General features: G+C 45.8%; 9 protein-coding genes. 1 reads left to right on the top strand and 8 read right to left on the bottom strand.

Annotation, left to right across the window (positions count from 1 at the left end; translation table 11 throughout):
- Positions 1-197 precede the first annotated feature (197 nt).
- A complete protein-coding gene (locus tag CWO08_RS10375; protein ID WP_048657967.1) occupies positions 198-1,577 on the top strand; it encodes a PhoH family protein in 1,380 nt (459 codons plus the stop codon).
- 106 nt (positions 1,578-1,683) lie between these two features.
- Here the strand turns inward: CWO08_RS10375 and tldD are convergent, their stop codons facing one another.
- The 8 genes from tldD to CWO08_RS10335 form a co-directional block, all read right to left on the bottom strand.
- Positions 1,684-3,129, bottom strand: coding sequence for a metalloprotease TldD (tldD, locus tag CWO08_RS10370; protein ID WP_008220563.1), 1,446 nt, complete (start codon positions 3,127-3,129; stop codon positions 1,684-1,686).
- A 19-nt stretch (positions 3,130-3,148) separates the two neighbouring features.
- Positions 3,149-3,961, bottom strand: coding sequence for a carbon-nitrogen hydrolase family protein (locus CWO08_RS10365; protein WP_108020401.1), 813 nt, complete (start codon positions 3,959-3,961; stop codon positions 3,149-3,151).
- Positions 3,962-4,035: 74 nt separating this feature from the next.
- Positions 4,036-7,908, bottom strand: coding sequence for a YhdP family protein (locus tag CWO08_RS10360; RefSeq protein WP_108020400.1), 3,873 nt, complete (start codon positions 7,906-7,908; stop codon positions 4,036-4,038).
- A gap of 10 nt (positions 7,909-7,918) precedes the next feature.
- Positions 7,919-9,388, bottom strand: coding sequence for a ribonuclease G (gene rng / locus CWO08_RS10355; protein WP_017061363.1), 1,470 nt, complete (start codon positions 9,386-9,388; stop codon positions 7,919-7,921).
- 20 nt (positions 9,389-9,408) lie between these two features.
- The gene (locus CWO08_RS10350; protein WP_108020399.1) at positions 9,409-10,032 is read right to left on the bottom strand and encodes a nucleoside triphosphate pyrophosphatase; all 624 of its coding nucleotides are present in this window, start codon (positions 10,030-10,032) and stop codon (positions 9,409-9,411) included.
- Positions 10,033-10,039: 7 nt separating this feature from the next.
- Positions 10,040-10,528: a rod shape-determining protein MreD gene (gene mreD / locus CWO08_RS10345; protein ID WP_004735926.1), complete on the bottom strand. Its 489-nt coding sequence runs from the start codon at positions 10,526-10,528 to the stop codon at positions 10,040-10,042.
- Positions 10,518-11,405 (bottom strand): rod shape-determining protein MreC, encoded by an 888-nt coding sequence (gene mreC / locus CWO08_RS10340; protein WP_048657962.1) that lies wholly within the window; start codon positions 11,403-11,405, stop codon positions 10,518-10,520. The genes mreD and mreC overlap by 11 nt, the downstream gene beginning before the upstream one ends.
- Before the next feature lie 94 nt (positions 11,406-11,499).
- A complete protein-coding gene (locus CWO08_RS10335; RefSeq protein WP_017062957.1) occupies positions 11,500-12,543 on the bottom strand; it encodes a rod shape-determining protein in 1,044 nt (347 codons plus the stop codon).
- Positions 12,544-12,557: the final 14 nt, after the last annotated feature.

The following is a 12,557-nucleotide window of genomic DNA, read 5'->3' as shown; positions in this document are numbered from 1 at the left end:
TCATGGTTAATCTATAGGTAGCAGATTGCTGCTCTCAAACGAATACGCCATAGTCATCTACAACGATATGGTGGTATTCCTCTAGATGAAGTTTAGGTGAGTAGTTGACTATCACCAGAATCAGATACTAATCTTTATATGAGCTTTATCTACGTTCAATGAATGCAAGGCAAGCCGCACGTCGGCAAGGAGATGCTATGGGCGAGACCAACCGGAAGCTATTTGTTTTAGACACCAATATCCTACTTCACGAACCCTTCGCTATATTTTCTTTCCAAGAGCACGATGTCGTTATCCCCATGACAGTGCTAGAAGAACTAGACAGAATCAAAGACAGTAAGAGAGACGTTGCCCGAGATGCGAGAATTGCGATACGAACTCTCGAAGATCTATTCAGGGAAGCTACACCAGACCAAATATCGGAAGGTATCCCTTTCACCAAAGACATTAAAGCCTCAGGCAGTATTTCAATACTCGCCGATTACGAACTTCAAGAAAGCATCAAAGCCTTTGCCGACGACAAGGCAGGCGATAACCGAATCCTCAACGCTGTACTCTACCTTCAAAACAAACGCGCGCCACGCGAAGTGGTTCTCATCACCAAAGACATCAACATGCGCTTACGAGCCAAAGGCGCTGGTGTTCGCTTTGTTGAAGACTATCAAACAGACCAACTGATTGATGATATTCAATATCTCACCAAAGGCTTTCAACAGCTCGAAGGATCATTTTGGGATGGTATCGACAATGTCGAGAGCAGAAGTTTAGGTGGAAAGACACTGCACACCTTAGCTAGAGCGCCTTTTGAGCCGACCTTCCTCAACCAATATGTGATTGATGAAGAGAGCGACTTTGCAGCAAGAGTTGAAGAGATTGATACCGAAACCATCACACTCAGGGACTTAAGCCGTGAACGCTTAATGAACCGAAGAGCTTGGGACATCACGCCAAAAAACATTTACCAAGGAATGGCGATTGATGCCCTGCTCGACCCTGATATTGACCTGGTGATCCTAACTGGTGCGGCAGGGAGTGGTAAAACGCTGCTCGCCATGGCTGCTGCACTTGAGCAAACCATTGAACGTAAGCAGTTCGATAAGATCATCGTAACCCGAAACACACCTGATATAGGTGAGTCGATAGGTTTCCTTCCTGGTACTGAGGAAGAGAAGATGTTGCCTTGGTTAGCCGCAGTGACCGATACACTGGAAGCGCTGCACAAGAACGACCATTGTACCGAAGGGTCGATGAAGTACATCTGTGACAAAGCCAATATCCAGTTTAAATCGATTAACTTCATGCGCGGACGTTCAATTCAGAATGCGTTTGTACTTCTCGATGAGTGTCAGAACCTCACCGCTTCACAAATCAAAACCATCATCACCCGTTGTGGCGAAGGTACTAAGATTATCTGTTCTGGAAACCTAGCGCAGATAGATTCTTCTTACCTAACCCCTGTGACCTCTGGCTTAACCTACATGGTCGAGCGTTTTAAAAACTTCGAAGGCAGTGCCAACATCCACCTCAATGGTGTAGTGCGAAGCCGACTGGCTGAGTTTGCAGAAGAGAACATGTAGTGACTCTATACGCTTACTGAATCAGTAATATAAAAACAAAAAGCGCCTCACATTGGAGGCGCTTTTCAATTAATTTTTTAAACAGACTTGTTGAGGCTAACCTGAGTTACTCAGTACCACCAACAGTTAGCGAGTCTAGCTTCAATGTTGGTTGACCAACACCCACTGGTACACTTTGACCAGCCTTACCACACACACCAACACCACGGTCGATACTTAGGTCGTTACCGACCATAGACACCTGCTGCATTGCTTCAATACCAGAACCGATTAGCGTCGCGCCTTTCACTGGGTGAGTGATCTTGCCGTTTTCAATCATGTACGCTTCAGAAGCTGAGAATACAAACTTACCTGATGTAATATCCACCTGACCGCCGCCGAAGTTCGGTGCGTAGATACCCTTCTCAACCGTTGCGATGATCTCTTCCGGCGTGTGTTCGCCCGGTAGCATGTATGTATTCGTCATACGTGGCATTGGAAGATGCGCGTAAGACTCACGACGACCATTACCTGTCGGTGCTACACCCATTAGGCGAGCGTTCAGCTTATCTTGCATGTAACCTTTTAAGATGCCGTTTTCGATTAACGTATTGTACTGACCATTGACACCTTCATCATCGACGTTCAATGAACCACGAAGATCAGTCAATGTACCGTCATCGACAATCGTACATAGGCTTGAAGTGACTTGCTCGCCAACTTTACCAGAGAATACTGAAGACTCTTTACGGTTAAAGTCGCCTTCTAAACCGTGGCCTACGGCTTCGTGTAGAAGAACGCCCGGCCAACCAGAACCAAGAACCACAGGCATTGCACCAGCAGGCGCAGCAACTGCTTCAAGGTTAACAAGCGCTTGGCGAATCGCTTCATCCGCAAATTGGTAAGCAACCTGAGTGCCTTTGTCATCGCTTAGGAAAAAGTCGTAACCAAAACGACCACCGCCACCAGCACTACCACGTTCACGGCGATCGCCTTTCTGAGCAAGTACACTGATTGATAGACGAACCAGCGGACGAATATCGCCAGCGTAAGTTCCATCAGTCGCAGCAACCAGCATCTGCTCATGTACACCGCTTAGGCTCACAGATACCTCAGTCACCATAGGCTCTTTCGTACGAATGTAAGCATCCAATGATTTCAGTAGTTCCGTTTTCTGCTGTTTTTCCCAGCTCGCTAGCGGGTTAACTGCATCATAGTAAGTTTGGTTAGAGTTGCGTTTAAACGCTTGAACCTTGCCGTTTTGACCTTGCTTCGCGATACCACGAGCCGCAATTGCGCTCTGTTTAAGACCATCCAATTGGATTTGGTCAGAGTAAGCAAAACCGGTCTTTTCGCCAGATACTGCACGAACACCAACACCGCAATCGATATTGAAAGAGCCGTCTTTAATAATGCTATCTTCTAGCACCAAAGATTCGTGCCAGCTAGACTGAAAGTAGATATCAGCATAATCAATTTGGCGGGTAGCAATGCTCGCCAATGTATCTGCGATATTTTGCTCCGTAAGCCCTGTTGGGTTCAGTAGCGCTTCTTCAATTTGATTAATACTCATAGATGGCTCTTGTTTGTAATTAAAATTGATTGGTAAATCGAGAGTGTTGCGCGATGGGCATATTTTGCCTGATTGATTCGCAACTGGACGTATCTATCTCAACCACCATACTTTTAGGTTCTTGATCTAACTGTGCGACCACTCTTCCCCAGGGATCAACCACCATAGAGTGTCCCCATGTTTCTCTTTGACAAGGATGTTTGCCGCCTTGTCCTACCGCAACGATCCACGATTGTGTTTCGATCGCACGGCATCTTAATAGTGCTTCCCAATGCGCCTGTCCGGTTACTGCAGTAAATGCTGCCGGAACAACCATGATTTGCGCACCTTGTTTCCGTAACTCGGAATATAAGTGTGGAAAGCGCACATCATAACAAATACTCAAACCTAAGCGACCAAAAGGCGTTTCCGCTGTCACAACTTGGTCACCCGGTGTGAAAATATCCGACTCTCGATAGCACTTATGGGCATCGGCGACATCTACGTCAAACATGTGTAGCTTGTCGTAATGAGCCACTAAACTGCCAAAATCGTCAATCACCAAGGTTGTGGTAGTCACGCCTTTAGCTGTGCTTATCGGCATACTACCAATAACGATCCAAATTCGGTGAAGCTTTGCTAGCTCAGAGATTTTCTTTTGCAGTGGGCCATCATTTAGAGGCTCTGCATACTGGTGATAGTCAGCTTTACTGCCAAAGACTAACGCGTTTTCAGGGCACACAACCCACTTCGCCCCTAACTCTTTGCACTTTGCTACCTCTTGAACAAGGTACTCAAAGTTCAATTCAGGGCTAGGGCCAGATGTCATTTGAATCAACCCAACACAATCCATGTGTATCGCTCCTCCATTCATTATGATTCAGAAATCAGCATTTCACCGTATATTCGCTGACTAGGATATAAGGCCTATTCGGCTAACTTTCTGAGTTTCTCTGGTAGCTGGAACTCACCGGAGCTACGAGAAAGCTCGCTCACCGTTGGTGAATCCAATGGCCCTTTCACCGAATAATTAACTTGGGTAAAGACTTCAACAACCGGCGAAATAACCGTGGTCACCGCCAATACGTACAGCGCCGTTTGAGGGGTTACCGCAAACGCCGTTAATACCGGAATTCCAGAAGTGATATCTGGAGTAAAGTTCACTTCTGCATCAACCTGACGCGTATTTAGGTTGGCGATGCCTTTGATCTTCATCTCACCCGCCACCGCATCCATATTCAAGTCATTAGTCAGGAAGATACCGTTTTGGATCTCGCCCGTACCTGTGATGCTGTTGAATGCCATGCCTTTATCAAACACATCTGAGAAATCGAGCTGCATCTTACGGATGATCGAATCTAGGCTAAACAGACCAAGTAGACGAGCCGCGCCGCTCACATCTGAGATAATTCCTTTACCAAACTTGGTTTTCACGTTGCCATCAAGGGTGTCCATCTTAATGCCCCAAGGCGAACCATCCCAACCAAGTTGAGCTTCTAACGCAAATGGTGCTTTTTGAATTCCTGAAGTGATACCAAAGCGTTCCATCAACTCACTGTTGTTTTCACCCTCAACATCAACCGTTAGCGCGGAATGACTCTTGTCACCGTCCAGTTCCCACCAGCCACTGACATCCGCTTTATTGCCGCCGCTTCGAACCTGAATCTTCTTCCAATCAATGCGATTATCTTGTCTAGCCATCTCAACATCGACCTTGCCAACCTTATAGCCTTGCAGCCAAAAATCGTTCAGGGTCAGCTTCAGGTTCGGCATCACATCGTGGATCTTCCTATCTAGCTCAGAGATCAATGGCGCTTCTTGTGCTTTACGTTGCAGCAGTTGTTCTTGATTTTTCTTGTCGCTCCACTCAGGAACGAACAGATGTAGACGATCCAGTGAAACGGTCAAATCGTAAGGTGGCAGGTAATTAATATCGCCTTCTAACTCTTGGCTAGACACTTCCATTTGCCAAGCTTGCTTGTTCTTACGAGCACTAAAATCAACGTCATTCCAAGAGATACCACCTAGAATCAGCTCTTTACTTTCGAAGGTCACACGACTTGGCGCAGGAATGGTTGGCGTGTTCATTTGACTCAGCACAGCGGTTGACGGCTGTACAGGTTCCATCACGACAGATAACCAATCATCCGCATTAAACTTGTCAGTACGAATCAGTGCATGATGACCCACAACAGGGCTAATTTTATAGCCACCACGACCCAGAACTAAGTTAGTCGCCGTTAACTCAGGCACATCACCTGTAATATCGATTTCAGCTTGGTACTTAGTATTCGGCAGTTGCAAACGCGCAGTAATCGACTCTTGGTTACCCGATGCTTGTAGCCTTGCAGAGCCACTTTCCAATGACTTTTTGGCCAATGGATATGGGTAATCGCTCGCGAGATATTTTAAATCAGACTGCAAATCCAATTGGTAGGTAAAACCGATGTCATTCAGTTGGATATCAATCTGACTTTGCCACTGCGCATGACCAGATAAGCGACTTAGCCATTGTTCACCAATGTAAGGTTCTAAAGGTTTAACATCCCAATCGCCTAACACATCGATATCAACTGCGTAGCCAGGGCCATCATTCTGACCTTTAAAATCAAGCGATATCCCTTGCTTAAGCAAATCAGCGGCGAGGCCATTTGCTGTCACTACATCATTATCAAACTCGATACGGCCCGTGGTGTTCTCAAGCACCATTGGCGGCGCTTCAATCTCAACATGGTTACCACTAAGGTCAGCATAACCCCATGCTCTTGCTTCTCTTTCAGAATCAAACGGAATATTGAGCTGGAACTCGGAAGAGACATCACCACTCACTTGAAGTGCGGTTAACGCGGCCCCTACTGAGTCAACCAGTGGCGAAGACGTCATGTAATCACGCACCGCATTGCCAGACGCCGTTGCCTTAGCTTCAATCTCAATATGACCACCTTCCCCTAGATAAGGAATGCGTCCAGTGATGCGATCTGCAGTCACATCCATTAATTGTGCAGAGCGAGAATCTAGATGCATTGCATCATTTTCAAATAGCAGATCGAGCTGAAGGTCGGTAATCAATGGCCATGCTGTATCAAAGCTGAATTTAGCATCTTCTAATCCGACCCAAACTTGGAAAATACCATCATGATTAGTGTAGGGATAATGAGATAAATCACCATGCCACAATAGCTTTACGGTATCAGCCTTACCGGCTTGAATCGCAGTTGAAAGGTAATCGGTCAGGTCTTGTCCAAGTGCCAGTGTCGGCAGGTAACGCCATGTTTCACCTACATTGTAAGCGTCCGCTTCGCCATAGAAGGATAAGAATGGGCTCGCATCCTTTGGAAAGTCTAAGCGAAATGCGCCTAGTACTTGTAAGTCTGGTGTGGCTGCCGTGATTTTATCCGACCACAGTTTCCAGCCGTTTTCATCCTGCTGCCAAACAATATCAACCTGACCTTGCTTGATGTTCAAAGGGGCTTGGAAAACATCACCATATGGGAACACATCATCAATCACATGCAGACTAGCTTTGGCTTCCGAAGCCGAACCAAACACACTGCCTGACACTTGGCTAAAACCTGGAACTAAATCCCATTGCTCAATCGCAAGATCAGAAAAGCTGGCAGAGTAGCGTAGGCTATCGATTCCCGAATCCATTGAGACACGGATATCAGAAACAGTACCGCCCGGCGCCAATACGTTGATCATTTTGGTTGATTGTTCAGAGTCAGGCATCAGCTTAATCAACGGCGTAATTGTCTCAATGTTTAATTCAGAGACATTGAGCTCCCAAGGACCTTGGTTCCACTTGAACGCAAAGTCGAGCTCAGGCCAAGGTGTATCATCCGTTCTAAGGTTTAGTGAGTGACCATTTACCTGCCAACCATCATCAATCGGAGACAACTTAAAGATACCAGACTCAAGCATCAGGTCATGCTTACCATCTTCCTTCCAAGTCAACTCTGAAGGCAGAACTTCAACATAAGCGCTCACAGGTTTGCTATTACGCAGTGTTAGCCAGCTATTCAAGCTCACAGTGCCCGTCTCAATGCCGGATTCCGCCTGCATATAACGAGTTAACCAAGGCTTAACCGAAATGCTGTCTGCACTGACATAAAACTCGCCCGTCATATCCGTTAACGAGCCGCCATCAACAAAGTTAGCACTCACTGACAAAGAGTTTAGATTGGCATCTTTGATACTTACCACACCCTCCGCAAGGTGATGCTTACCAGAGTTTTGCCATTTCAGAGTTTCGATATCAAGCTGACGTTCTTCATCAGAGATAGTGCGATACAAAAGAGAGGAATCTTTAGCGGTCACATCCACCAAAGTTTTCAGCAGTAAATTATCGAGCTCTTGTACCACTCGCTTGGAAGAACCGGGATCTTTAGGTTCGTCTTTGCCATTTTGCCCGGCAAACAGATCAATAGAACGGATATCAAGATACATTTGATTCATGACCAAATCGGCCACAACCGGACGCATTTGAACAAGCGATTGAATCAAGTCAAACTCGACTTCAACACGCTCGACAGAAAAGGTCACATCTTCTGCATTAGGAAGGCTGGCTTTAACGCCTTGCAGAGCAATAGAAGGGTGAGTGTTACGCCAAAAACCGCCCACGTCTTGAATTGAAAAATCAAAACCGGAATGTTGGTTTACCCAAAGCTCAATTTCAGATTGATACTTATTTAAATTGGGTAAGGCTACACGCAGTGTAGTTACGGCAATGGCTAGCGTTACTAAGAGAGTAACCACTAACCATAAACATGCACGTAGAATCAGAGTAACGCTTGAGCTCACAAAATTTCCATTACATCATAACAACATCAAACTGCTCTTGTATGTACAGAGGCTCAGCCTGGATTTTAACTTGCTTACCAATAAAGACTTCAAGCTCAGCAAGCGCATGAGATTCATCGCCCTCTAACGCCTCAGCTACGGCAGCTGCCGCATAAACCACAAATTTATCGGCGTCATATGCACGATTCACTCGCGTGATCTCTCGAAGAATTTCATAACAAACGGTTTCAACGGTCTTCACACTGCCGCGACCTTCACAAGCAGGACAGCTCGAACACAGGATATGCTCAATACTTTCACGAGTACGTTTACGAGTCATCTCAACCAAACCAAGCTGCGTGAAGCCATTAATATTGGTTTTCACACGGTCTTTATCTAGCGCAGCCTCTAAAGAAGTGAGCACTCGCTTACGATGTTCCTCTGACAACATATCAATAAAGTCGATAATGATGATGCCACCTAGGTTACGCAGACGTAGCTGGCGAGCAATCGCTTGAGTCGCTTCTACGTTGGTGTTGAAAATCGTCTCTTCTAGATTACGGCGACCAACAAACGCGCCAGTGTTGATATCAACAGTGGTCATCGCTTCAGTTTGGTCAATAATCAAATATCCACCAGACTTTAATTCGACTTTACGATCCAATGAACGCTGAATTTCGTTCTCGGTATCGTACATATCAAAGATAGGTTTATCACCTTCATACAGCTCAAGCTTGTCTGTCAGCTCTGGCACGTATTCAGAGGTAAACTCTTTTAGGTTTTCATACTCTAGACGAGAATCGACCTGAATCTTACTCAGCTCAGTACCGACAAAATCACGCAAGATACGTTGGCTTAGGCAAAGTTCACCATACAAGCGAGTGCGCGCTTTGTGTTTACCACGACGCTCAAGAACCTTTAGCCAAAGTCGCTTCAAGAAAGCGGCATCTTGTGCAAGTTCATTCGAGTCAGCGCCTTCAGCCGCAGTGCGGATGATGAAGCCACCGTGTTCGTCACAGTAACGAGACACGACTTTTTTAAGACGGTTACGCTCAGACTCGCTGTCGATTCGTTGGGAAACGCCGACATGACTTGCGCCCGGCATAAACACCAGATAACGAGACGGTAGAGTGATATCCGTGGTTAGGCGGGCACCTTTAGTTCCAAGAGGATCTTTGACCACTTGCACCACAATGTCTTGCCCTTGACGAACAAGCTCTGAAATGTCACGAACTTGAAACTGCTTCTTTTCATTTTCAGCAACACATTCAGTGTGTGGAACAATATCAGAGGCGTGTAAAAAAGCTGCTTTTTCAAGGCCTATATCCACAAAAGCCGCCTGCATTCCCGGAAGAACACGGCTTACACGTCCTTTATAGATATTTCCTACGATACCGCGTCGAGCATCTCGTTCGACATGGATCTCTTGAAGAGCCCCCCCTTCAATCATGGCCACACGAGTTTCACTCGGGGTCACGTTCAGCAACAATTCAGCACTCATGGTGCACCTCAGATTAGTAATTATAAGAATTCTTGCAGTAGCTGGTCCGTTTCAAATAAAGGTAAGCCGACAACGGCGTAATAACTACCTTCAATTCGGGTAACAAAGCGTCCGCCCAAACCTTGGATCCCATAGCTACCGGCTTTATCGCATGGCTCCCCTGTTTGCCAGTATTGTTCTATTTCTTTTTCACTGAGGGGTTTAAACCATACGTCGGTAATAATGATTTCTGTTCTTTGTTTTTCTTCTGAAACCACAGAAATCGCCGTCATCACTTGGTGACGTTCATTCGCTAACTGAGTAAGCATACGCTTAGAGTCAGAAAAATCGCTAGGCTTCTCAAGTACTTGCCCTTGACTAACAACGACGGTATCAGAACCAAGAACGACTATCTCAGAGCTATTATCTACAGTATCAGAACTAGGAACGACATGCTGCCTTTCAGAAGGGTTATCTTTCAATAAAGACAATGCCGCTAAGGCTTTATCTAAAGATAGCCGCTTAACATACTCTTCGGCGGTTTCTTGAGCGTGTTTACACTCTTCAACATCGGTTACAAGGACAGAGAACTCATAACCGAGTTGCGATAGTAATTCTTTGCGGCGTGGTGAACCGGATGCCAAAACTAAATGTTTCTTTTGCATTGTCACGCTACCTCACATGCCAATGGCGACGCACGCGTCTCATTAATAAAAACATCCAAGGCCAAAGTATACAGTTTATCAATGCGCTCCATAGCGATAATGGGTTGAAAACGACATCTTGGATCAAATATTCACCAAAGAAGATCAATACCTCAAACAACACCGTTAACGCAGCAATGATCATCGCTTGCTGCCATAGCGCCATGTTACGAATAACGAGGAAGTTCATGGCAATAATGTACATCACTATTGCCATCATCATACCTCGAATACCCAGAGTAGAACCGATCAAAAGGTCCCACAATAAGCCTAGAATCAAAGCACTACCTACGTTAACACGATGTGGCAGAGCCAAAACCCAGTAACACGTAACCAGCAGCAACCAAGATGGTCTAAATAGATCTAAGCTACCAGGCCAAGGGATCGTTTGCAGAATAAGGGCTACTAAAAATGAGCAGCCAATTACGACCTTGCTTCTTAAAACGCTATTGGCCATCTTCATCCTCTAACAATGCTTGTTCTATGCTGGATTGATCCGCTTGCATCTGTTTATTTTCATCAGGCCATACAAGCAGCAAGTATCTGAGCTTGTCGAACTCAACCACAGGCTCTGCTTTGATAACGGCGAATTCTCGTTTCGGGTCGTAATCAACGGCAGTAACATAGGCGACTGGGTAACCTTCTGGATACACCCCACCAAGACCCGATGTCACCAACAGATCTTCTTCCTGTATATCAGTACTGGTTGGAATGTGCTCTAGCTGGATCTCGTCAATCATGCCATTCCCCGAAGCAATCACACGGATGTCATTACGAATAACCTGCACGGGAATCGCATTGTTTGCATCAGTGAGTAGAAGGACACGGCTATTATGAGCAGCAACAAAGGTCACTTGACCCACAATACCTTTCTCGTTGATCACCGGTTGACCTTCGTACACCCCATCAATCTGACCTTTATCGATCACGACTTGATGACGATATGGTGAAGTGTCTACCGCCATAACTTCTGTGACGACTTTCTTCTCATCACGGATAAACGGAGATCCTAACAGCTTACGTAGGCGTTTGTTTTCCTCTTGATATTGCTCAAGCAGAATCAACTCGCTCTTAAGACGCAAAACTTCTCGTTTAATATTATGGTTGGATTCAATTAACCCTTTGCGAGTGCTAAAACGGTCATAAACACCATCGAACATAGTGCGAGGCAAGTTGGCTGCATACTGGATAGGCGCAACCATGCTGTTCAATAGATAGCGGACATTTGAGAAAGCATCTAAACGACTATCAGCCAGCATAAGGCTGGCTGATAAAATTACAGCAAAAAACAGGCGCAATTGTAGAGAGGGACCTCTACCAAAAATTGGCTTCATTCTATATTTGGTCCTAGAGCTACATTTGATCCTATAGACAAGGTCCTAGGCTCTTTACATAAAACTAGATAATAAAAGAGCCTAACACTAGATATTATTCTTCGCTGAACAGATCGCCGCCGTGCATGTCGATCATCTCTAGAGCTTTACCGCCACCTAGAGCAACACACGTTAATGGCTCTTCTGCAACAACAACAGGGATGCCTGTTTCTTCTGTTAACAGACGATCAAGGTCTTTAAGCAGTGCACCACCACCTGTTAGTACCATACCGTTTTCTGAGATATCAGAAGCTAGCTCTGGCGGACACTGCTCTAGTGCAACCATTACTGCAGATACGATGCCAGATAGAGGCTCTTGAAGTGCTTCAAGGATTTCGTTTGAGTTTAAGCTAAAGCTACGAGGCACACCTTCAGCAAGGTTACGACCACGTACTTCGATCTCTTCTACTTCATCGCCAGGGTAAGCTGAACCGATTTCGTGTTTGATCTTCTCTGCCGTCGCTTCACCGATCAAGCTGCCGTAGTTACGACGAACGTAGTTGATGATCGCTTCATCAAAACGGTCACCGCCGATACGTACAGAAGACGAGTAAACCACACCATTCAGTGAGATAACCGCAACTTCAGTAGTACCACCACCGATATCAACAACCATTGAACCTGTTGGTTCAGAGACACGTAGGCCAGCACCAATCGCTGCAGCCATTGGCTCATCGATTAGGTAAACCTCACGAGCACCAGCACCTAATGCTGATTCACGAATAGCACGACGCTCTACTTGCGTAGAACCACAAGGAACACAAACCAAAACGCGAGGGCTTGGTTTAAGCACACTGTTGTCATGCACTTGTTTAATGAAGTGCTGAAGCATTTTTTCCGTTACGTAAAAGTCGGCAATTACACCGTCTTTCATTGGACGGATCGCTGAGATGTTACCAGGCGTACGACCAAGCATTTGCTTAGCAGCGTGACCAACAGCAGCGACACTCTTTGCAGAACCCGCACGATCTTGGCGAATAGCTACAACTGAAGGCTCATCAAGAACAATGCCTTGGCCTTTTACATAAATAAGGGTATTGGCTGTACCTAAATCAATCGATAGGTCGTTTGAAAACATGCCACGAAGTTTTTTAAACATATTCTTCGCTCATC

The sequence above is a fragment of the Vibrio sp. 10N.286.48.B8 genome (assembly GCF_003050085.1).
GTDB lineage: Bacteria > Pseudomonadota > Gammaproteobacteria > Enterobacterales > Vibrionaceae > Vibrio > Vibrio crassostreae.
This window is presented reverse-complemented; position numbering and strand designations above follow the sequence as displayed.

Excerpts from the sequence above, each read along its gene's own strand:
- CWO08_RS10375 (WP_048657967.1), top strand. The coding sequence starts at position 198 with ATGGGCGAGACCAACCGGAAGCTATTTGTTTTAGACACCAATATCCTA.
- tldD (WP_008220563.1), bottom strand. The coding sequence starts at position 3,129 with ATGAGTATTAATCAAATTGAAGAAGCGCTACTGAACCCAACAGGGCTT.
- CWO08_RS10365 (WP_108020401.1), bottom strand. The coding sequence starts at position 3,961 with ATGGATTGTGTTGGGTTGATTCAAATGACATCTGGCCCTAGCCCTGAA.
- rng (WP_017061363.1), bottom strand. The coding sequence starts at position 9,388 with ATGAGTGCTGAATTGTTGCTGAACGTGACCCCGAGTGAAACTCGTGTG.
- CWO08_RS10350 (WP_108020399.1), bottom strand. The coding sequence starts at position 10,032 with ATGCAAAAGAAACATTTAGTTTTGGCATCCGGTTCACCACGCCGCAAA.
- mreD (WP_004735926.1), bottom strand. The coding sequence starts at position 10,528 with ATGGCCAATAGCGTTTTAAGAAGCAAGGTCGTAATTGGCTGCTCATTT.
- mreC (WP_048657962.1), bottom strand. The coding sequence starts at position 11,405 with ATGAAGCCAATTTTTGGTAGAGGTCCCTCTCTACAATTGCGCCTGTTT.
- CWO08_RS10335 (WP_017062957.1), bottom strand. The coding sequence starts at position 12,543 with ATGTTTAAAAAACTTCGTGGCATGTTTTCAAACGACCTATCGATTGAT.